Source organism: Peribacillus sp. RS7 (genome assembly GCF_041956845.1).
Lineage (GTDB): Bacteria > Bacillota > Bacilli > Bacillales > DSM-1321 > Peribacillus.
This window is the reverse complement of record NZ_CP168135.1, coordinates 3,171,154-3,191,224: the sequence shown is the minus strand read 5'-3', so window position 1 is coordinate 3,191,224 and position 20,071 is coordinate 3,171,154. Positions and strand designations below refer to the sequence as shown.

23 protein-coding genes and 2 riboswitches are annotated in these 20,071 nt (G+C 41.3%); of the genes, 11 read left to right on the top strand and 12 right to left on the bottom strand.

Annotated features, from left to right (window positions below):
* Nucleotides 1–92 precede the first annotated feature (92 nt).
* Nucleotides 93–1,304 carry an MFS transporter gene (locus ACDZ29_RS16020; RefSeq protein WP_370014113.1) on the top strand — a complete coding sequence of 404 codons (1,212 nt, stop codon included), beginning with the start codon at nt 93–95 and terminating at the stop codon, nt 1,302–1,304.
* A gap of 36 nt (nt 1,305–1,340) precedes the next feature.
* Nucleotides 1,341–1,532 carry a hypothetical protein gene (locus ACDZ29_RS16015; protein WP_375088149.1) on the top strand — a complete coding sequence of 64 codons (192 nt, stop codon included), beginning with the start codon at nt 1,341–1,343 and terminating at the stop codon, nt 1,530–1,532.
* A gap of 145 nt (nt 1,533–1,677) precedes the next feature.
* Nucleotides 1,678–1,768, top strand: a riboswitch (cyclic di-GMP riboswitch).
* Nucleotides 1,769–2,220: 452 nt separating this feature from the next.
* Here ACDZ29_RS16015 and ACDZ29_RS16010 read toward each other — a convergent pair.
* On the bottom strand, nt 2,221–2,355 hold the full coding sequence (locus ACDZ29_RS16010; RefSeq protein ID WP_289323979.1) for a hypothetical protein: 135 nt from the start codon (nt 2,353–2,355) through the stop codon (nt 2,221–2,223).
* Between the two features lie 548 nt (nt 2,356–2,903).
* Between ACDZ29_RS16010 and ACDZ29_RS16005 the strand changes: the two genes are divergently transcribed.
* On the top strand, nt 2,904–4,361 hold the full coding sequence (locus tag ACDZ29_RS16005; RefSeq protein ID WP_375088148.1) for a SulP family inorganic anion transporter: 1,458 nt from the start codon (nt 2,904–2,906) through the stop codon (nt 4,359–4,361).
* 85 nt (nt 4,362–4,446) lie between these two features.
* Entirely contained in the window at nt 4,447–4,593 is a 147-nt protein-coding gene (locus ACDZ29_RS16000) for a hypothetical protein (RefSeq protein ID WP_289323976.1), read from the top strand.
* A 99-nt stretch (nt 4,594–4,692) separates the two neighbouring features.
* Here ACDZ29_RS16000 and ACDZ29_RS15995 read toward each other — a convergent pair whose 3' ends face one another.
* Nucleotides 4,693–5,622, bottom strand: coding sequence for a manganese-dependent inorganic pyrophosphatase (locus ACDZ29_RS15995; protein WP_289323975.1), 930 nt, complete (start codon nt 5,620–5,622; stop codon nt 4,693–4,695).
* 293 nt (nt 5,623–5,915) lie between these two features.
* A riboswitch (cobalamin riboswitch) is annotated at nt 5,916–6,096 on the top strand.
* A gap of 205 nt (nt 6,097–6,301) precedes the next feature.
* Here ACDZ29_RS15995 and ACDZ29_RS15990 point away from each other — a divergent pair.
* From ACDZ29_RS15990 to ACDZ29_RS15975, 4 genes are all read left to right on the top strand, one after another.
* Nucleotides 6,302–8,533, top strand: a complete 2,232-nt coding sequence (locus tag ACDZ29_RS15990; protein ID WP_375091153.1) for a ribonucleoside-diphosphate reductase subunit alpha — start codon at nt 6,302–6,304, stop codon at nt 8,531–8,533.
* Between the two features lie 45 nt (nt 8,534–8,578).
* A complete protein-coding gene (locus ACDZ29_RS15985) occupies nt 8,579–9,631 on the top strand; it encodes a ribonucleotide-diphosphate reductase subunit beta (RefSeq protein WP_289317647.1) in 1,053 nt (350 codons plus the stop codon).
* Nucleotides 9,603–10,040, top strand: coding sequence for a flavodoxin domain-containing protein (locus ACDZ29_RS15980; protein ID WP_375088147.1), 438 nt, complete (start codon nt 9,603–9,605; stop codon nt 10,038–10,040). The genes ACDZ29_RS15985 and ACDZ29_RS15980 overlap by 29 nt, the downstream gene beginning before the upstream one ends.
* A gap of 116 nt (nt 10,041–10,156) precedes the next feature.
* Nucleotides 10,157–10,324 carry a hypothetical protein gene (locus ACDZ29_RS15975; protein ID WP_289323972.1) on the top strand — a complete coding sequence of 56 codons (168 nt, stop codon included), beginning with the start codon at nt 10,157–10,159 and terminating at the stop codon, nt 10,322–10,324.
* A 70-nt stretch (nt 10,325–10,394) separates the two neighbouring features.
* Here the strand turns inward: ACDZ29_RS15975 and cspD are convergent, their stop codons facing one another.
* Entirely contained in the window at nt 10,395–10,592 is a 198-nt protein-coding gene (gene cspD / locus ACDZ29_RS15970; protein WP_289323971.1) for a cold-shock protein CspD, read from the bottom strand.
* A gap of 198 nt (nt 10,593–10,790) precedes the next feature.
* Nucleotides 10,791–11,282 (bottom strand): hypothetical protein, encoded by a 492-nt coding sequence (locus ACDZ29_RS15965; protein ID WP_289317650.1) that lies wholly within the window; start codon nt 11,280–11,282, stop codon nt 10,791–10,793.
* 115 nt (nt 11,283–11,397) lie between these two features.
* Here ACDZ29_RS15965 and ACDZ29_RS15960 point away from each other — a divergent pair, with 115 nt between their 5' ends.
* Nucleotides 11,398–11,877, top strand: coding sequence for a GNAT family N-acetyltransferase (locus ACDZ29_RS15960; RefSeq protein WP_375091152.1), 480 nt, complete (start codon nt 11,398–11,400; stop codon nt 11,875–11,877).
* Here the strand turns inward: ACDZ29_RS15960 and modB are convergent.
* Nucleotides 11,839–12,492 (bottom strand): molybdate ABC transporter permease subunit, encoded by a 654-nt coding sequence (modB, locus tag ACDZ29_RS15955; RefSeq protein WP_375088146.1) that lies wholly within the window; start codon nt 12,490–12,492, stop codon nt 11,839–11,841. The genes ACDZ29_RS15960 and modB overlap by 39 nt on opposite strands.
* 255 nt (nt 12,493–12,747) lie before the next feature.
* Between modB and spx the strand changes: the two genes are divergently transcribed.
* Nucleotides 12,748–13,143 carry a transcriptional regulator Spx gene (spx, locus tag ACDZ29_RS15950; protein WP_057912582.1) on the top strand — a complete coding sequence of 132 codons (396 nt, stop codon included), beginning with the start codon at nt 12,748–12,750 and terminating at the stop codon, nt 13,141–13,143.
* A 67-nt stretch (nt 13,144–13,210) separates the two neighbouring features.
* Here spx and ACDZ29_RS15945 read toward each other — a convergent pair whose 3' ends face one another.
* The 5 genes from ACDZ29_RS15945 to ACDZ29_RS15925 all read right to left on the bottom strand — a co-directional run bounded on the left by ACDZ29_RS15945 (nt 13,211) and on the right by ACDZ29_RS15925 (nt 17,711).
* A complete protein-coding gene (locus ACDZ29_RS15945; RefSeq protein WP_375088145.1) occupies nt 13,211–14,641 on the bottom strand; it encodes a sensor histidine kinase in 1,431 nt (476 codons plus the stop codon).
* Nucleotides 14,631–15,320, bottom strand: coding sequence for a response regulator transcription factor (locus ACDZ29_RS15940; protein ID WP_289317653.1), 690 nt, complete (start codon nt 15,318–15,320; stop codon nt 14,631–14,633). Before ACDZ29_RS15940 ends, ACDZ29_RS15945 begins: the two co-directional genes overlap by 11 nt.
* Before the next feature lie 296 nt (nt 15,321–15,616).
* Entirely contained in the window at nt 15,617–16,546 is a 930-nt protein-coding gene (locus ACDZ29_RS15935; RefSeq protein WP_289323968.1) for a cation diffusion facilitator family transporter, read from the bottom strand.
* A 198-nt stretch (nt 16,547–16,744) separates the two neighbouring features.
* Nucleotides 16,745–16,873, bottom strand: coding sequence for a hypothetical protein (locus ACDZ29_RS15930; RefSeq protein ID WP_289317655.1), 129 nt, complete (start codon nt 16,871–16,873; stop codon nt 16,745–16,747).
* An 88-nt stretch (nt 16,874–16,961) separates the two neighbouring features.
* Complete coding sequence (locus tag ACDZ29_RS15925; protein ID WP_289317656.1) at nt 16,962–17,711, bottom strand: metallophosphoesterase; 750 nt, start codon at nt 17,709–17,711, stop codon at nt 16,962–16,964.
* A gap of 216 nt (nt 17,712–17,927) precedes the next feature.
* Here ACDZ29_RS15925 and ACDZ29_RS15920 point away from each other — a divergent pair, with 216 nt between their 5' ends.
* The gene (locus ACDZ29_RS15920) at nt 17,928–18,080 is read left to right on the top strand and encodes a YjcZ family sporulation protein (RefSeq protein WP_370014103.1); all 153 of its coding nucleotides are present in this window, start codon (nt 17,928–17,930) and stop codon (nt 18,078–18,080) included.
* A 45-nt stretch (nt 18,081–18,125) separates the two neighbouring features.
* Here the strand turns inward: ACDZ29_RS15920 and ACDZ29_RS15915 are convergent, their stop codons facing one another.
* Both ACDZ29_RS15915 and ACDZ29_RS15910 read right to left on the bottom strand, forming a co-directional pair.
* The gene (locus ACDZ29_RS15915) at nt 18,126–18,737 is read right to left on the bottom strand and encodes a DedA family protein (RefSeq protein ID WP_289323965.1); all 612 of its coding nucleotides are present in this window, start codon (nt 18,735–18,737) and stop codon (nt 18,126–18,128) included.
* Nucleotides 18,738–19,085: 348 nt separating this feature from the next.
* A complete protein-coding gene (locus tag ACDZ29_RS15910; protein WP_289323964.1) occupies nt 19,086–20,051 on the bottom strand; it encodes a nitronate monooxygenase family protein in 966 nt (321 codons plus the stop codon).
* Nucleotides 20,052–20,071 lie beyond the last annotated feature (20 nt).

The window sequence follows — 20,071 nt, the reverse complement described above, 5'->3', positions numbered from 1 at the left end:
AATCAAATTCGTTTAAAAAATCAGCTAATTTCTGTATACTATTATTTAGGAACCCGAAGTTTTTTTCGGAGGAAAGAAGTGTTGTATGTAAAATGAATGCTCATAAAGTAGCTAAACGGAATCTTTTCATCATGTGGTTCGCCAACTTCTTCATAGGCGGAAGCATGACGATGGTTCTTCCATTCATATCTTTATACATTGGAACATTCGGGGATTATTCGACTCAATACATCCAGCATTGGTCCGGATGGACATTTGGGATCACTTTTGTGACTGCCTTTTTATTTTCCCCCATTTGGGGACGGATTGGTGACCGGTATGGCAGAAAGAAAATCTTGATTGCCTGTGCCTTTGGGATGGGACTGTCCATTTTCTTGATGGGATTCGTTGAAAATGTTTGGCAGCTATTCGTCTTAAGGATGTTCACGGGAATTTTCACTGGCTTCATATCCATGTCACAGGCCTTCATATCAACGCAGACCCCGAAAGAAATTGCCGGACGCGTACTGGGGACACTGCAAACGGGTAATATAACTGGTTCACTTTTCGGGCCATTGCTTGGAGGCATTCTTGCAGACACACTCGGCTATTCAACCGCCTTTAAATTCACCTCCATCACCATTTTCATCTCTGGACTTCTTGTTTTTGCAACCAAGGAATATCAAATGGAACGGCAAAAGGGAACAAAGTCGAGCTATACAAGCAGGGAGGTTCTTTCGCATATCTTACGGAATCCGATCCTAGTGAATGTCATGCTCATTTCGACCCTTGTTCAAGTTGCCCACTTCAGCATCCAGCCCATTCTTTCTTTATACGTTGGCGAGCTGCATGGAACTTCCAATCTTGGATTTTATTCAGGTATCGCCTTTTCTGCAGCAGGCCTAGGGAATTTATTGATGGCGCGTCACTGGGGTAAGATAGGTGATCGGCATGGACATGTGAAGATTCTTGTGCTGCTTCTTTTTCTGACTGCACTTGTCTACTTGCCTGGGGCCTTCATCAATCATTTTTGGCAGCTTGTTTTTGTACGGTTCATACTTGGCATGGCCATAGGCGGCATCATCCCTGTAAGGATTGCCTACATTCGCCAGGAAGCGCCTGTCACAATGCAAGGGGAAGTACTTGGGTACAATACAAGTCTACGCTTTTTAGGCAATATCATCGGACCTGCAATGGGCGGAATGGTCGCCGGTTTCTATGGATTCTCCGCTGTATTCATCACGACCAGCACCTTGCTCCTCATCGCCGGACTTGTCCTCTATTTCGCGATGCACCGCAATCCGGAGTTGGCCAGATCACATTAATCGAAGGCCTGCTTTCAGAAGAAAGCAGGCTTTTATATGTTTAATGCTCATAAAGCCGTAGTACTGGTTACTTCTCAACAGGTTTGTTTGGTCGGATCAGAAAAAAAGTTAGAAGAAAAATCATTGGAAATAGCAGAAGGAAATCTTGTTACTGAAGTGAATGCGGTATTATCGAAGGAAAACCGAGAAAAAAGATTGGAAACGGATCACTTTCAAGCCTTTCAGTGAATAACATGCAACCCTTGTAAAGATGGATTCAACAGAAAATGAATTAAACAAGCTAAATGTTACCGTTGGGGCTAACCACTTTAATATCTTCATCCCCACCCATTAAACTGATAAGTATTTTTTCCGCACTTCAATTTTATGTTAAGATTATTTTAGGCAAATTTTATGAAAGTAAAAGACGCAAAGCCACGGGCCTAACCCAACAACTTAGTTGTCATGGCAGCCGGGCTGCCAAGATTTATCTTGAATTAGATCGCTTTATTATTTATTTCTTGCCCCTTTTTAATTTGCCTAAAATTAGAAAAAGGAGGGTTATATATGTTTTTTCCAACCATTTATTCAGCTACTACGGATGAGAGACACATAGTTAAAGATAAAAATACTTGTGCTTGCGGAACAAGATATAATGTATTCGCAATGTTGACCAGAAGCGACCTACGAAAGATCAGGTTCAAGCATTATAAAGAAGTGACATGTCCAAAATGTAAATCCAGTATCAATGAAAAGGGATAGCCCCTTACACAGGGCTCCTTCACCACTACCATGCATGGTGAAAAGGGAAAATCTCGTTCCGGTAAAAAAATCCATTTTACCTCATGCCCATTGATATAAATCCTTTCGGGAATCCATTCTACTGGCATTATAAGCATGCGTGCCCTGTTTGTAGGCATAATGATAATCCTCCAGCTTAATTGTGGTAACGCCCACCTCCATATGCATCGTCAAGGAAAGCTTCTTGAAAATGGCTGTTCACTAGATAATGGTATGCTTCTTCCCAATACGCAGTTGCGAGTTCCCTTTCGACCGGTATCATCAAAAGCATCACAGCATCCCTTTAGTCATGATGATTTCTTAATATTCAAGTACAGTTGTTCTTTCATAGGATCCCATTCCGAGGCTTATTCTACCTCTTTTTCAATCAGGTTTTAATGGGAAGGCGTAAACTCCACTTCCAGTTTCAATAAAGCCCAATTTAAATGCGTCCATTGCCTTATTGGCTAAATGTATCATTCCAATTCACCACCAACGGAACCGACAACTGCAATTCATCCCCCCATTTTGGGATAATCGTTTCATTCAGTTTCGAAAACCCTATCGAAGTGCTTTACAATAAATGTTTACCGATTCATCGTATAGTAAGATCGAGGTTTCTTCAGCCTTTGTTTCCTCAATTATAGAACTGGCACTTCTTGCACCAAATCTTCCTTCTGAGCATACTCCGTTCATTCGCCTGTAAATGATAAGACATGAATAGCCCTCAATTTGTCGTTTCTATTATCCATATAGATAGAAAGAAGTACTCATGCTATAATTTAGTGCGTTAAAAAAGAAGATTAACACACATAAGTAAAAGAAAGAAGGAGTGTTTCTTTGAATACATCTGCATACAAACAGGAATGGTTTGGCAACGTTCGAGGAGATGTTCTATCCGGAATTGTCGTTGCCTTGGCATTGATTCCAGAGGCGATTGCCTTTTCGATCATTGCTGGTGTAGACCCAATGGTTGGTCTATATGCCTCATTCTGCATTGCCATCGTCATCTCTTTTGTCGGCGGAAGGCCGGGAATGATATCGGCTGCCACTGGAGCAATGGCACTCGTCATGGTCGATCTTGTTAAAGATCACGGCTTGAACTATTTACTTGCTGCAACAATATTGACGGGATTGCTCCAAATTTTACTAGGGGTTTTCAAAATCGGGAAATTAATGAAGTTCATCCCAAAGCCAGTCATGACTGGTTTCGTGAATTCTTTAGCCATCTTGATTTTCACGGCACAGCTCACCCATTTCGTCGGCGAAACATGGATCATGTATGTCATGACAGCCGTTTCATTAGCTATCATTTATCTTTTTCCGCTGATCTCGAAAGTCATTCCTTCACCACTTGTCGCCATCATATTCATGACGATCGTTGCAGTTACTACGGGGGCTACGGTACGGACTGTTGGGGATATGGGGCAATTGACCGAAGCACTTCCGATGTTCATGCTTCCAGACATCCCTTTGACCTTCGAAACTTTGGCGATCATTTTTCCATATTCCATTGCCCTGGCGTTTGTGGGGTTGCTTGAATCGTTATTGACAGCACAAATAGTCGATGGAATGACTGACACGGACAGTAATAAAAATAAGGAAGCCAAAGGCCAAGGAATTGCTAATATCATCGCCGGATGTTTTGGCGGCATGGCAGGATGTGCAATGATCGGTCAATCCGGTATCAATATTAAATCAGGAGGAAGGGGCCGACTCTCCACTTTTGTAGCTGGCGCATTCCTTATGGTATTAATCGTGGTACTGAATGACGTCCTTATTAAAATACCGATGGCTGCACTTGCAGCAGTCATGATCATGGTTTCAATCGGGACATTTGACTGGTCTTCCCTAAAGAGGCTCAATAAGGCTCCAAGGACGGATGCAGCCGTGATGATCGTGACGGTCCTCATTGTCCTATATACGCATGACTTATCAAAAGGGGTATTGGCTGGAGTGCTCTTGAGCATGATTTTCTTCTCAGCTAAAATTTCTAAAGTGACTGTTGAGAAAACGGAAGACATCCATGCTAAGAAAATCACTTATCGTATTAGCGGACAAATATTTTTCGCTTCGGTCCAGGACTTTGTTTCGAAGTTCGATTTCAAGGAAAAAGCCGATGCAATCATCATCGACTTTTCCCTCTCTAAAATATGGGATGCTTCTGCAGTCGGTGCTGTTGATACGGTTGTCCTAAAATATCAGCTACGAGGTACACCTGTCCAGGTGCAAGGCCTCGATGAGGAAAGTTCGTTATTGCTGGAAAAACTCGCTACATCCGAAAGTAAAATTTCTTGAAGAAGTAAAACTCTGCTGAATAGAAACTTTTCAAACCGACAAAATAGATAACATGAAATATTTCCTTTTGAAAGGAGCGAAAAGCATGACATCCGAGCAGGATTATACGGCAGCAAATCTGTCACCAGATTTATTGAATGAACTGAAAAGCTTTGAAAGCAAACTTGGCGAGGAAGCCAATAAAGAACTGATTGTCATCGCCTATGAAAAAGAAAAGGAAACTTTGAATTAAGAAAAAAGACTCAAACACCTTTAAATGGATGGTTGAGTCTTTTTTTGCATGTACAGAAAAAGGATGCCCACGTTTTTAATGAGCACCCCTTTCCCTATATTATTTACTGAATACGCCCGTTAAGACCGGCACGATTTGTTTTTTACGCGATACAACGCCCTCTAAGACTGCGATGTTATTGTTTAATGAAACGTCATATGCTTTTTCCACTGCGTTGGCTGCTTTACCAAGAGCCAAGGCAACAGAATCATTGGTCAGGATATCCGTTACTACGAATAGGAATAAATCCAATTCCTTCACAGCGATGACCGATTCAATGGCTGCTTCTAGTTCGGCTTGCTTAGCAAGGACTTCGTTCGGATCAACAGCATTGACCTGAGCTATCTCCACTTTAGCCATGCCCATGGAGAATTCTTTTGCATCAAGAGTGATAAGCTGGGCAATCGTTTTGTCGCTCAAGTCAGCTCCCGCCTTCAACATTTCCAAACCATATGTTTCAGCGTTGACTCCCGCAATATCAGCCAGTTCCATAGCTGCTGCAACGTCTTGCTCCGTGCAGGTCGGCGATTTGAACAATAAAGAATCCGAAATGATGGCAGACAGCATAAGACCTGCAATCGCTTTTGGGATTTCAACGCCGTTTTCTTTATAGATTTTATTTAAAATGGTTGCCGTACAGCCAACTGGTTCCGCACGGTAATATAAAGGATCGCTTGTTTCAAAGTTAGCAATGCGGTGATGGTCGATAACTTCCAACACACGTACTTGGTCAATATCTTCAGCACTTTGCTGGCGTTCATTGTGATCGACCAGGATCACGCCATCAGCTTCCCCTGCCACTTTTTCCACAAGACGAGGAGCTTCGAATTTGAAGTGGTCCAACGCATATTGAGTTTCACCATTCACTTCACCAAGACGAACTGGTTCAGCGTTGATACCTAACTGCTTTTTCAGATCTGCATAAGCGATTGCTGAACAGATTGTGTCTGTATCCGGGTTTTTATGTCCAAAAACTAATACTTTTTCCAAGATTTTATCTCCTTTTTCATAAATATTTTTCCGCGAATCCCCTTATCGCAATAAAGGAGAGCCACCTTTACTATACACTTTATTTTAACACAAAATCCCCTAAATTCAGTGCTTGAATTACCCATTCCCCAATAAAATCTTTCATTCTTTCACCCTCTACCTTCTCTTTGTCAATAGATAAGGGTTGGTTTTTCTCAAATATATTAGTTGAATTATCATCGTATATGGCTTACGATAATATAAGCAGAAATACTAGATATTGATTACATAAACAACACTAATAACTATATATAGAATTTTTTGTAATCCAAGGTGCCAGCGATGGCTGAAAAGGGAATCCGGTGCGAACCCGGAACTGTCCCCGCAACTGTAAATGTGACGAAATGAGAAACCACTGTATAGCTCTCTATACGGGAAGGACTCAAAGTAGGATGATCATGAGTCAGGAGACCTGCCTTGAATTTTTCACGTTTCTTATTCTTCGGGGATTGAGATGATGAAACGATAGCATAATGGCTATTTTTTCATGGCTCTTTTATTCTATCGTTTGATCCGCTCAATTCATTGGGCGGTTTTTTTTTATTTTAGCGGAAGTTTACAAGGAGGATTATTAATGACTCAAACATATAACTCTACCATAAGTGAAAATGACACCGACACGAATTCCATCCAGCTTGAGATGTTATCGAAGGAATTTGAAGGCCGTCTCGATATGGAAAAGTTCAAGAAGCGTTTTACAAAATGGCTTGATCGCAAAAGTGACTCAACCGAAGAACAGGCATCAAAGAAACTGATTCAGCTCGCTCTGGAAAGTGTCGATATCGATGCTCCCGATTGGACGTTCGTTGCTGCAGCAGAACTGTTGAATGCGATGTATAGGGATGCACAAGCCAATCGAGGTTATGAAGGCATGAGTTATGGCCCATTCTATGAACTGATCACGGAACTCTCCCAACTTTCAGAAGGCCAGCGTTACCCCATCTATAAATCAGAACTGCTCTCTTCTTATACGAAAGCGGAAATTGAGGAATTGGGTTCGGTGATCGACCCGGAAAAGGATAAATTATTTTCTTACATAGGCATCTACTTATTAAACGATCGCTACCTAGCCCGCCCAAAAAAGGACAAGGTCTACGAACTGCCCCAAGAGCGCTTCATGATCATCGCGATGGAAATCATGCGATTGGAAAAAACGGAGCACCGCCTGCAACTTATCAAAGAAGCTTACTGGGCAATGTCCAACCTTTATATGACTGTTGCGACACCTACACTCTCCAATGCAGGAAAAACGCATGGACAGTTAAGCTCTTGCTTTATCGACGCAATTGAAGATTCCATTGATGGTATCTACCTATCTAACTACGATGCCGCAAAAGTATCAAAATTCGGCGGCGGTGTCGGTCTTTACGTTGGTAAGATCCGCTCGCTTGGTTCCGATATCCGTGGTTTCTCTGGAAATAGTTCCGGCACGACTCCTTGGATTCGACTATTCAACCAGACAGCTGTCAGTGTCGATCAATTGGGGCAACGTAAAGGTGCCATCGCGATTTACTTGGATGCCTGGCATAAAGATATCATGAGCTTTCTTGATTTGAAGACGCAAAACGGGGATGACAGATTAAAAGCCCATGATATTTTTACGGGTGTATGCATTCCTGATTTATTCATGGAGGCTGTACGTGACAGAAAAGAATGGTATCTTTTCGATCCGCATACCGTCAAGCAAACCCTTGGATTCTCACTTGAAGACCTTTACGACGAGAAGAAAGGCGAAGGAAGCTTCAGGAATCATTATGCACTTGCTGTAGAAGCCGCAGAAAATGGTTCGCTTCCAAACTATAGCTTTGAAAAGATCAATGCGATGGACATCATGAAAAGCATCATGATTTCTCAATTAGAAGAAGGCGTACCATATATGTTCTACCGCGATGAAGTGAACCGGAAGAATCCAAATAAACATAAAGGTATGATTTATTGTTCTAACCTTTGCACCGAGATTGCTCAAAACTTAAGCCCTTCGACGATCACGGATGAATACGAAACAGAAGATGGAGATGTCGTTGTTGTTCGTAAAAGCGGCGATTTCGTTGTCTGCAACCTTTCATCCATTAACTTGCCCCGTGCGGTGAGCAGCGATGTTTTGGAAAGGTTGATTCCCATTCAGATCCGGATGCTGGATAACGTAATCGATGTGAATAATCTTCCGGTCAAGCAAGCATCCATCTCGAACAAACGTTACCGGGCAATTGGTTTAGGAACGTTTGGATGGCATCATTTACTTGCCACACAGAATATTTATTGGGAATCGGATGAGGCTGTTGAATATGCCGATGCATTATACGAAAAGATCGCTTACTTAACGATCAAGGCATCCAATGAATTGGCTAAGGAAAAAGGAACGTACCCATATTTCGAAGGATCGGATTGGCATACAGGGGAATATTTCGAACTGCGTGACTATACGGATCAAAAATGGATGGATTTAAAAGCAAACGTCCAGGAACACGGGACCCGTAATGGATATTTAATGGCCATTGCCCCCAATTCATCGACCGCCAAGATCGGTAATTCCACGGATGGGATCGATCCTTTGTATGAAATTGAATTTTACGAAGAAAAGAAAAACTTTAAATTCAAGGTGACCGCACCAGGCTTGACGCCAAATACGTATGAATATTATAAAAAGACCCGATTTAATTTGGATCAACTGGAAAGCATCAGGCAAAATGCTGCCCGCCAACGCCATATTGACCAAGCAATCAGCTTTAATCTGTATGTACACAACACAATCAAAGCCAAGGTCCTATTGGATATACATTTAACCGCTTGGGAATCCGGGTTGAAATCAACATATTATGTTCGTTCAACTTCTTCCGAATATGACAATGCCTGCGAAAGCTGTTCAAGTTAACGACAACCATAACCCAGTAATCTACTCTTAAAGGAGTTTTCACGAATGACAAATCATATCAAAAAGATCCGGATGCTGGAACCAACGCATCCAACTAAAGCGACAGGTGTTTTCAAAGGAGAAGCTTCAGGCTTTCTCCTTTGGAACGATATTCAGTATGAAAAATTCTATGATACCTATACTCAGCTCATCAATAACTTTTGGAAACCATCGAGCGTGAACATGATTCAGGATAAAAAGCAGTGGGGCGAATTGGACGAGGATATCCAGGACGCTTTTCTTGATATCCTTACGATGATTGCTGGAATGGACAGTCTACAAACGCCCACTTTAGTAGAAATCCTTCGGTACATCAAAGATCCGGCGGCAAAAGCTATCCTGGCCAATATGGCCCAGCAGGAATCCATCCATAATGAATCTTATTCCTATATCCTTGCTTCCCTGATCCCAGTAGGCAAGCAAAAACAGCTTTTCGACCGCATTAAAGAACATCCTGAAGTAATAAAGCGTAATCAACCGATCGTGGATGCCTATCAAACGTTCGTGGACGATCCAAGCCCCCAGCATTTATTCGAGGCACTGATCCATTCAACGAACCTCGAAGGGATTTATTTCTATTTGGCTTTCGCTTTCTATTATAATTTAGGACGCCAGAACCTTATGACCGGTTCGGCTACGATGATATCCTATATTCATCGCGATGAAATGGTCCATTTCGATTTCATTGGAATGCTCGTTCAAATCTTGATGTATGAATATCCTGAGTTAAATAATGAAGAAAACACGAAGTTCATTTATACAACGATTGAAAAAGCCGTCGAACTCGAAAAGGAATGGTCTGAATATATGCTTGAAGATATCCAAACCAAAGCCGATCTCGATTTGGAAGAATTCAATGAATACATCGAATATATAGCCAACAAACGGTTACGCATGCTAGGCCTTGAAAACTTGTATAAAGAATATAGCGAGAACCCGATGCCATGGATCAAAACGTTCGATGATGAATCCATCGGCCTTACCAAAACCGATTTCTTCGAACAGAAGTCTAGGACATACAGTCAAGTAAATGCCAGCAATGGGTTCGATGAGCTATAAAGTTGCCATTGTCTATCATTCTGCCGGAGGCAATACAAAAGCGCTTGCTGAAGCCATCGCTTCCCTATTACCTAAATCTGAACTATATCGAATGAATGAATTCGATTTACGTACATTACCGGATTACGATGCATTGATCGTTGGTACCTATACATGGGGAAACGGCGAGCTGCCTGCTAAATCAGCAGCACTTTATACAGAACTGGAGCAGCTGTCAATTGCTCATCTTAAAACGGGAGTATTCGGAACTGGTGAAACCAACTACAATCATTTTTGTGGGGCGGTAGATCATTTCCGGGACATGTTATTTGCCAAGAGCCAGTTATTGGTGACATTGAAGATAGAACAAATGTATCAAGAATCGGACTTGTCCAGACTTCAAAAGTTCGCCTCGCTATTCCAGAACTGACTGAAAGGAGATATGCATTTTCGCATATCCCTTTCAGTTTTTTAAAAATAAACTTAGTTCCGTGTATCATAGCAAGGGTGAACATGAAGTATAATGAAGGAAAAAAGGAGTTAAACATGTCTGATAATATAACTCAGTTCCTGCCTATCCTTTTTATGCTAGTGCTTGTCGTATTCGTTATATTCATTGTGTTTTACCTGACAGGGCATTTTAATCGTTCAAAACGGATCGAAGAAAAATTGGACAGAGTATTGAAGGAAATGGCCGAAAAAAAAGAAGCATGAACGTGGCTTCCCTTACAAGGAAAAAAATAAAAAGACTCCAGAATCGGAGTCTTTTTTTATATGCGTTCAATTATTTTTGAACGTTAGCTGCTTGTGGTCCACGAGCGCCTTGCTCGATTTCGAAAGAAACTTCTTGGCCTTCTTCAAGCGTTTTGAAGCCGTCGCCTTGGATAGCTGAGAAATGTACGAATACGTCGTCTTGGCCTTCAACTTCGATGAAACCGAAACCTTTTTCTGCGTTAAACCATTTTACTTTACCTTGTACCATGATAGTTCCTCCTGTGTTTGGAAAAATCCATTTTATTACTATTTTTGGTTCTGGATAATGTTTCAAGAGGAATCCTATAACAGTAAATCCTTCTATCAAACTTATTCCGAACAAAAATAATTACTCATATTATATCATGGGAAATCCAAAAAAAACATGATTATCACAGTAATTCAACCGACAAATTATCCTAAAATTCTACATTTTCCGCTTCTTGCTTTGACGGAAGCCTTCGTCCAATAAGTAGCGTTCCGCCTCTACTGGACTCTCGAAACACTCCTCCAGATTCGAACCTGAATACACGTTCCAAAGTTGGTCTTCCCTTTCAAGTGAAAGCTCTTGCTTTTCACGGCCAATCCATGTTCCTTCCAACCTAGCGAACTCGTTTTCCTCTTCCTCGATTTCAACAGGAGGTTCAGAAAGATATTCCATGCTTTTTTTGATTAGTTCTTTTAATTCCGCTTCATTATAGTCACGTATATTGATGAACCCTTTACGGTCAGTATCTTTTTTTCTCATATGGCCGGCGTAAACGAATCCATTTCCATTAGGATGCAAATGCTGAACGACGATCTTTTTCTCCTGGACACTTTCCGGATAATGGAAATTCACACGTCCCAATGAAACGTCTTTTCGCTGTAATTCCGGAAAAGTTTCAATGATGCTCAATTTTTCTTCAAATGTTAACAAATTTCTTCCTCATTTCATTAGTTCATATTGTTTGTCGATTATAACACAGACTGATAAGAAACAATAATCTCCCTCTTCCATTATAATGTAATGAAAGGGAGTGATTTGATTGATCATGAAAATTCGGGACTTGGACTCCGATTATGGCCGGCAGCTTTATAAACTTCAAAAAGCATCCTATAAGGTGGAAGCGGATATGATCGGCTATGCCGATATCCCTCCATTATTGGAAACATATGAACATTTCATTCAATGTAATGAATCGTTCATATGCTTTTTAAAGGGGGATGCCTTAGCAGGAGCAATATCCTATACAAAGGAAAATAGGCTAATGCGTATTTGCCGAATGGTCGTCCACCCCGATTATTTTCGGCAGGGTATTGCGGATACCCTGTTGACTGCTCTTCAATTACAAGGTGGCTGGGATACGATATCCGTATCGACCGGTAAAATGAACCTGCCTGCGCGGAAGCTTTATGAAAAAAACGGCTTCACCCATAAAGAAGACATAGAGGCCGCACCTCTCTTTTTCATAAGCAGCTTCGAGAAACAGCATTCATTTTATGTACGTCACGACAAAAAGCATAATGAATGAAATGACGATGATTACCGCAACCCATAGCCATGCCAATGTCATATTCCCTGAGTCCATGGCGATATAAATCGCGGTTGGTATCGTTTGTGTCTGTCCGGGAATGTTTCCGGCAAACATAAGTGTGGCCCCGAATTCCCCCAACGCACGTGCAGAACTCAATATGCCACCTGTGACGATGGATTTGACTGCCAATGGAAGGGATACAAACAGGAACAATCTCCATTCGCCGGCACCGTCAACCCTTGCTGCATTTTCAATTTCTTCATCAATACCCTCAAAACCTGTTTTAGCGGATTGATACATAAGCGGAAAAGCCACCACAGTGGATGCAATGACCGCCGCCCACCACGTGAACATCAGGGACTGATCAAAAACCCTTTCAACGAATTGGCCTGGCATTCCATTATTCCCAAAAATCACGATCAATAAAAAACCCACGACAGAAGGAGGCAGAACAAGCGGCAATAAAAATGCTGTTTCCAACAGGACTCTTCCCCTGAATTGCTTTTTAGCCATCATACGCGCAAGGATAATCCCGAAAATGAAAACAAGGATACCCGCTAAACCTGCCACCTGTATCGATAGCCTGACAGGTGACCAAAAATCCCCTGTCATGATACTATCCGCTCATCTATCTTAATTATGAGCCTATGCTGGTGCTTGTTCGGCATTTTCACCGAATCGGTTTTTTTTTCATTAAAGGCAGATTGCATTTCATTTTCTCCCTTTCTTTTGAAATAACTTTTAAGTTTATTTTTCTTGACATCTTGCTGACACATAGAAACGTTAAAGTAAGAGTATCACAAATGTAAAAATAAATTCATTCCAATAAACTTTAAAACTTTGAAACTTTGAAGGAGTCGATTTTAAATGGTAACAATTTATACTACTCCAAGCAGTTTAGCCTGTCGTAAAGCAAAAGCTTGGCTTAAGAAAAATGAAATTTCATACAATGAACGCAACCTATATTCCCAACCTCTTTCTATAGAAGAAATAAAAGAGATTTTACGTAAAACGGAAGGCGGAACAGATGAAATCATCTCAACCCGTTCCAAAAAATTCAAAAGCCTGAATATCGATATAAATAATACACCACTTAATGATCTTTGCAAGCTTATTCAAGATAACCCTGATCTACTCCGCAGGCCGATCATTTTCGACCATAAGAACTTGCATGCTGGATATAATGAAGAAGAAATGGGACGCTTCCTTCCAAGGAAGGTCCGTCATGTACAATTATGGCGTGCAATCAGCCAATTGGCATAATTAGTTAGCATGTTACGTGCAGTTGCATAAAAGAAGGGTTGTCCATTAAAATCGGACAACCCTTTTTTTATATCTGATTCGCTTTCTCTATAATGATCGTGAAGGTGGTACCTTTTTCATTGCTATCCTTAAGAACAAGATCTCCCTTTTGCGCTTTTGCGAGCATTTTACTGAATGGCAGTCCCAAACCTAAACCACGTACTTTCAACTTTTTGTTTTCCCCCCGATAAAATGGTTCGAACACAAATTGTTGTTCATGTTTTGGGATTCCCCGGCCACTGTCCAGTACATCAATGAAGATTCGTTCTTCATCCTTTTCATAAAGGTGAATCGCAATTTTCCCGTTGCCATCAAGTGCATGCCTGGCATTATTCAAAAGGTTAATGACGATTTGCTGCATCCGCAATGAATCAATTTGACCAAAGACCGGTTCATCAGGTACTTTTATCTCAAAAGCGAAAGCTTGATCATCATCCTGGGTCACTTGCCAGCGATAAGCGATTTCCTGGATGAATATATTGATATTTTCTTTTTGCACCCGAATTTTAAAAGCTCCTGCCGATATGGCATTATAATTAAGTAAATCCTCTATCATATCTTGCAGACGTTGAGTTTCCTTTAAGGAAATATCGAGGAATTCCTTACTTTGCTCTCCAGTAACGACCTCATCCTTAACCGCTTGTATGAGTCCGCTAATGGAAGTCACTGGCGTTTTCAAATCATGGGTTACGCCTGCAAGTAATTCTGCCCGCAATTTCTCCATGACCTTCAATCGATTGGTCATTTCCTTAAAAGATTCTATCAGTTCATAAATTTCTTCTTCCTTGATCTCCTCTTCCTCTTTGAAATGGATATCGTAGTTGCCTTCACGAACCTGGACAGCGGCGTTAGCTACGTCTTGGATGGGTCGCGAAATCTGCCTGGAAAGAAAATAAATGACTCCCGTCCCCAGAATTAGAAGGCCTCCAATCATGATTGCCAATAAGCCATGATCTTGGTTGATTTCCTCCAATGCCCCTTCTTCCTGTGCAATGACCACCCAGCCTCTCGTCTCACCATTAAACGTAATCGGGGATTTGACGACATATACTTTGTTGTCGGAAATCTTGACCTTCTGGATTAACTCCTTATTTTTCATAATGACGTCCGGAAGTTTATTTTCATCCGGATCGATATACAATTGAGGCATCGTATATATGATTCTGGCATCAGGGTCGACGATATAGATGATTGGCTGTTGGTTCAAATGAAGGATTTTCTCCCTTTCCTCAACAATCTCCGCAAGGATCGGGCCAACGACAATCTGACCATTTTCCTTTATCGCACGGTCGGATGTTTCATCAGCTAAGTACTTAAGGAGGCTAAGCCTATATTCCAAAGCTGTTTTTTCCATCCACCATAAGGAAAAAACAGACAGTAATATCAAACCGGAAATCAAGGTCAATACGTATCTCTTAGTCCAATATCGTTGTAAAGTGGTTCTTTTTTTAGTTTTCATAGACACTCAATTGATACCCCAATCCACGCAATGTTTTTATTTCCCCCTCAGTTACAGGCCATGCATCAATCGCCTTCCTGATCCGTTTGATCGCCAGGTCCACGGCACGGTCACTGCCATCATAATCCATACCCCATACTTGATCGAGAAGTTGTTCTCTCGTGAAGATTTGATTAGGGTGCTTAGCGAAAAAAATGAGCAGCGACAAATCACGCGGAGTCAAGTTTATTTCTTCCCCATTCAATTGCACCATATAAGACTGGTCATCGATGGTTAAACTCCCAAACTCATGAACATGTTCATCTTCCGCAACAACCGTCGAGGACCTTCTTAAAACGGCATGCACCCGGGCCACGACTTCTTCGGCAACAAATGGTTTGGAGATGTAATCATCCGCACCTGACTTAAATCCGGATAATCGGTAATCTACATCGTTCAGTGCCGTCAACATGATAACCGGGCATGTATCGTCCTCCCGAATTTCCTTCAATATATCCCAGCCTTCCTTTCCAGGCAACATGACATCAAGCAGGACAAGGTCTGGCTTCGCATCTTCAAAAACCGGAATGGCTTTTAGTCCATCGTATACTTGGACTACATTAAAACCTTCACGCTCCAAATATGCTTTCAGTACCATCGAAATGGCAATTTCATCTTCTACTACAAGAATTTTCTTCATATAGGGATTCCTCCTTCCTGAATTATAGTGGAATCATTTTGTATATGCTAACTATTAAAATAATCAAAGCTTTTTTCCTCAATCTTACCCTTTGAATGTGTCAGGATTATGTTCGCAGACCGATGTTTTCACTTAGTATTTTCCATAACTTATTTTGTACAAGTGTTCTCGACTCATTTTACAGGGATGCATCTGACTGGTTCAATAAAGTCATATGGAAATGGATATGAAATTGCTTGTAAAAACTTATGATAACACCCTTAAGAGACTGGCTCTAACTTAGAGCCGGCCTCTTTTCAATTACATGTCTCGTGTGGATTCGGACAGCCTGCCTCCTGCCTTTCCACTTGAATCGTGCTATGTTCAATTCCAAACTGATCGTGAAGAAGTTTTTGAGCTTCTGCTAGAACTGAATCGTGATTGCCCCCCTCATCAATGACAACATGGCAACTCATTGTCAAAAAACCAGAAGTAATCGTCCAGATATGGAGATCATGGACATCGGATACACTGTCCAAATCCATCAAGGATGCTTTTACGTCATCCATATCGACTTGGTCGGGTGTGCCCTCCATCAAGATATGGAAAGAATCCCTCACCACCCTAATACCGCTGATAATAATTAAAATCGCGACTATGACGCTCGCAATCGGATCCGCTATTCCCCAATCGAAAAAATAAATCAAAAGTGCGGCAGCAATGGCTCCCACAGATCCGAGCATATCGCCCATCACATGTAAAAAAGCACTCCGAACATTCAAATTGTCTTCCTTATCCCCGCTCATTAATATCCATGCCGCAATGACATTAACCAGTAAACCAATGATTGAAATCATTAGCATTCCCAAGCTTTGCACTTCAGGGGGATCCACGAACCTCTTAATTGCCTCTATGAAAATGAATACGGATATAACGATCAAGGTCAATCCATTCAAACAGGCAGCAATGATTTCAAACCGTTTATATCCATACGATTTGGTCGATGTCGCTTTCCTTTCCCCCAACCTTATCGCTGTATAACTAAGTCCTAAAGCTGCTGCATCGCTAAGCATGTGACCTGCATCCGACAGTAAAGCCAGACTATTTGTCATGAATCCCCCAATGACCTCAACTACCATAAATGTGGAGATCAATAAGAAAGATGCCAACAACACTTTTTTATTATTAGTATGATGGTGGTGGTGTCCGTGCCCATGATCATGGGAGTGACCATGATGATGTCCCATGCCATCCCTCCTCTCGGATTTAAAACTTATATATAGTATGGGATAAATCCAGAATGGTTTCAATTGATTCACTTCACGGGTTCACCGCTGGAAAAAATGTATGCCCTGATCCATTTAGCGGGGATCAATACTCTGCCTTCAACCATTTCAAAGCTAAAAATAAACGCTACAGACATTTCCTGCAGCGTTCCTTCCAATTTATCTTTCCTCTTGCATCGTATCATCGACAATGGCGTGTAAATCTTTATTAAACAATTCATTATTACAGACAAGACTGTGTCGTTCCATCTCTTCCTGCTCTTGATTTACCTGTTCTTTTTCCTTCATAACCTACCTCCAGCATCATCATGTTTTGCCTATTATCGTATCCACAGGCATGTACATTTATGCTGAATATTTCCCCATATTTCATCATTTATGAACGCACCTGCTGTCCCCCATGGAAGGCCCGTATAATGAATTCATACTCGGGAACCAGTAAGCTTTTATACGATAACAGAAACGATGAATTATCATAGAGGACTTTTTCAAGATTTACCTGTATACCTGTATTTTCAATCGTCACAATGGCATAAGGAGCAATTGGTTCACCATTACAGCCTAGAGATCCCGGGTTCAGATATATCGTTCGGTCATTTTTAAAAAGGTGGGTAGGGTGATGATGTCCAAATCCTATTAAATCGTGATGCTCATCTTTGAAAAGCGTTTCTAAGTTATTTAAATTCGGTTCAACGATTTTACTAAATGGATTTTGGCTAATGTGCTCATCCAATTTCTTCGATTCCATATGATAATGGGTGAAGTAAACGGAGTGATCATTAATGATATGCTGTATGGTGCGAGGCAATTTTTCCAGTTTGGTTATGAAATTCCGATGCATTCTTTCAGCTATCCATTCATGATGCTCCTTTACATGAATATGACCGTCCGGATGCGGCTCCCCGTTAATGATGGCCAGGACAGCTTCATCATGATTTCCAGTTATCATCGATAAATCATTTCTTGCAAATAAAAGTTCAAGGACTTCATTTGTATCCGGGCCAATCCCAACCATGTCTCCCAAACAATAGATATGATCTATATCATCCCTTTGATCAATATCCCTAAGAACGGCTTTTAACGCTGAAGCATTACCATGCACATCCGTTATAATGGCAACTCTCATGACTAAGTTCAGCTCCCTTCCCCCATAATCCATATGGTATATTATAACATTTTAAACGAAATCAAAAAAATATTCGGGCTTATTCCCCTTGATTTACCAACGCCCATTTTTTATGAATAAGCAAACACTTCGGCCTAGAATACATAGTATGAAGTATTCCCGGTAAAGATGTTTTGCTAGGTATGTAATTCATAAAATGTATGAGGAGGAAATTAAATGGGTGGAAATGGTAACGATTGTTGTGGCGTCGGTGGCGGCTGCGGCGGTTTCGATAACGGATTTGCATTGCTGATCGTATTATTCATCTTGTTAATCATCATTGGATGCAGTTGGGGATTCGGCGGCGGCGGCTTCGGTGGCGGCTGCTAATAATGAAAGAAATGAAAAAGGCGCCTGATCATGGCGCCTTCTTTGTTATTGATTGACTTTTATTTTTTCTCTTTGCTTTTGTTTTCGAGTCTTCATAATGAACCAAATGACTATAAGTGCAATGGGTATAAGCAAGAAATTCGCATATTGTGAAAAGATGGCTCCCGCCTGCTCCCAGCTAGGTCCTAACTTAAACCCTAAATAAACATAAACGCTTGTAACAGGAAGCATCGCCATATAGGTATATAATATGAATTTCCAAATATTCATTTTCAATATTCCGCATGGTAGCGACACGGCGGTACGAATACCTGGTACAAACCGTCCAAAGAAGGCAATTCCCCCACCATACCTTTCAAAGAAGCGGTCAGCTTTGTTCAACTGCTCATCTTTGATCAAAAAGTATTTTCCGAACTTTAATACAAGCGGTCTCCCGCCATACTTGCCTAAGGCATAAAGCGTCAATGGTCCCGTTACCCCACCTAGCGAACCGGCAAGGATAGTCAAGTATAAATTCATATCCCCTTGATAAACCCAGTATCCTGCCAGTGGCAAAACTATTTCAGCAGGAATGAATTCAAAAGTCAAAGCTAGCAAAACACCGAAATAAGATAAAGATTTAAACGCTTCAATCATATCCATTATTAAAGTTTCCATTGAGGTTACCCCTTTTCTAACTTTTATTACATATAAAAAGGGGTGCTCCAAGATGAATCCGGGCACCCATGATGTCAAAAAGGACATTTTCCATTGTATCACAAGTTAACCCGCATTTTTCCATAATGTTATCCTAAAACAATGTTCTTATGGAGTCCATGTTTTGTTATCGGGCTATTTACTACAGAACTAAGCTTGTAGGAAGAACGATAATAATAGAATATCGATGGTCCCGAAACGAAAAAAACTTGAGGACGAATTGACCTCAAGCATTCGATATAGTTAACCAAGTGAATAGCCCCTAAATGGGTAGAGATGTACACATGACAAAATCGATACCCTTAGTTCTCAAATCATAAAGGGGGTGGAAAGCCTACTCAATCCATCTTCCAAATGCCTTTTCGCGTCTTTCATCATGCCATCAAGTAATTCCTTTACCGTCGGTATATCGTCAATCAATCCGGCAACCTGGCCGCTGTTCATAAAACCATTATCAACATCACCGTTCATCGCACCATTAATATGGTGGACTTCCGAGGTCATTTCACGGTAATCAATAGGAGACAGTCCCTGTTTTTCCAAATCCAGGACTTTCTCCGTATATCGGTCCTTCAATACTCTTCTTACCTGGCCAACGGATCTGCCCAATATAAACGTATCATTGCCCATCGCTTCGATTAGTTTTTGTTTATATGATGGATGGAACGGTGCTTCTTGTGTAGCGATCAGCCTGGTTCCCAACTGGACTCCTGACGCTCCCAGCATCAACGCAGCGGCCAACCCCTGTCCATTGCCTATTCCGCCAGCGGCCAAAACCGGAAGCGTCACATGCTTGCTAATTTGCGGAATGAGTGTAAAGGTCGTCAATTCCAGGTTCGAATTGATGCCGGCAGCTTCAAACCCTTCAGCTACCAACACATCGGCCCCTGCAGCTTGCGCTTTTTGCGCGTGCTTGACCGATGCAACGATGGCAATCACTTTAATATTCTTTTTTTGCAATAGTGGAATGTAAGGGGCAGGATTTCCCGCAGATAAGGAAACTACAGGAATATCATGCTTCAGGACAAGATTGATTAACTCATCTGTATATGGACTAACGTTAATCGGAATGTTCAACGCAAAATTGTTATTGGTTTTATCTTTGGTTTCGAGAATGATGGCTTCTACCTGTTCAGGATTCATGGTACCACATCCTATTGTCCCTAAGCCCCCTGCATTGGATACTGCAGCGGCAAGACTTGCATTGCTTATATTCCCCATGCCGCCTTGAATAATGGGATATTTTATCGAAAAAAGCTCACAAATATATTTCACTTTCATCCCTCCCTATCCAT

Excerpts from the sequence above, each read along its gene's own strand:
- ACDZ29_RS16020 (WP_370014113.1), top strand. The coding sequence starts at position 93 with ATGAATGCTCATAAAGTAGCTAAACGGAATCTTTTCATCATGTGGTTC.
- ACDZ29_RS16015 (WP_375088149.1), top strand. The coding sequence starts at position 1,341 with ATGTTTAATGCTCATAAAGCCGTAGTACTGGTTACTTCTCAACAGGTT.
- ACDZ29_RS16010 (WP_289323979.1), bottom strand. The coding sequence starts at position 2,355 with ATGCTTTTGATGATACCGGTCGAAAGGGAACTCGCAACTGCGTATTGG.
- ACDZ29_RS16000 (WP_289323976.1), top strand. The coding sequence starts at position 4,447 with ATGACATCCGAGCAGGATTATACGGCAGCAAATCTGTCACCAGATTTA.
- ACDZ29_RS15990 (WP_375091153.1), top strand. The coding sequence starts at position 6,302 with ATGTTATCGAAGGAATTTGAAGGCCGTCTCGATATGGAAAAGTTCAAG.
- ACDZ29_RS15985 (WP_289317647.1), top strand. The coding sequence starts at position 8,579 with ATGACAAATCATATCAAAAAGATCCGGATGCTGGAACCAACGCATCCA.
- ACDZ29_RS15980 (WP_375088147.1), top strand. The coding sequence starts at position 9,603 with ATGCCAGCAATGGGTTCGATGAGCTATAAAGTTGCCATTGTCTATCAT.
- ACDZ29_RS15975 (WP_289323972.1), top strand. The coding sequence starts at position 10,157 with ATGTCTGATAATATAACTCAGTTCCTGCCTATCCTTTTTATGCTAGTG.
- cspD (WP_289323971.1), bottom strand. The coding sequence starts at position 10,592 with ATGGTACAAGGTAAAGTAAAATGGTTTAACGCAGAAAAAGGTTTCGGT.
- ACDZ29_RS15960 (WP_375091152.1), top strand. The coding sequence starts at position 11,398 with ATGAAAATTCGGGACTTGGACTCCGATTATGGCCGGCAGCTTTATAAA.
- modB (WP_375088146.1), bottom strand. The coding sequence starts at position 12,492 with ATGACAGGGGATTTTTGGTCACCTGTCAGGCTATCGATACAGGTGGCA.
- spx (WP_057912582.1), top strand. The coding sequence starts at position 12,748 with ATGGTAACAATTTATACTACTCCAAGCAGTTTAGCCTGTCGTAAAGCA.
- ACDZ29_RS15945 (WP_375088145.1), bottom strand. The coding sequence starts at position 14,641 with ATGAAAACTAAAAAAAGAACCACTTTACAACGATATTGGACTAAGAGA.
- ACDZ29_RS15940 (WP_289317653.1), bottom strand. The coding sequence starts at position 15,320 with ATGAAGAAAATTCTTGTAGTAGAAGATGAAATTGCCATTTCGATGGTA.
- ACDZ29_RS15935 (WP_289323968.1), bottom strand. The coding sequence starts at position 16,546 with ATGGGACATCATCATGGTCACTCCCATGATCATGGGCACGGACACCAC.
- ACDZ29_RS15930 (WP_289317655.1), bottom strand. The coding sequence starts at position 16,873 with ATGAAGGAAAAAGAACAGGTAAATCAAGAGCAGGAAGAGATGGAACGA.
- ACDZ29_RS15925 (WP_289317656.1), bottom strand. The coding sequence starts at position 17,711 with ATGAGAGTTGCCATTATAACGGATGTGCATGGTAATGCTTCAGCGTTA.
- ACDZ29_RS15920 (WP_370014103.1), top strand. The coding sequence starts at position 17,928 with ATGGGTGGAAATGGTAACGATTGTTGTGGCGTCGGTGGCGGCTGCGGC.
- ACDZ29_RS15915 (WP_289323965.1), bottom strand. The coding sequence starts at position 18,737 with ATGGAAACTTTAATAATGGATATGATTGAAGCGTTTAAATCTTTATCT.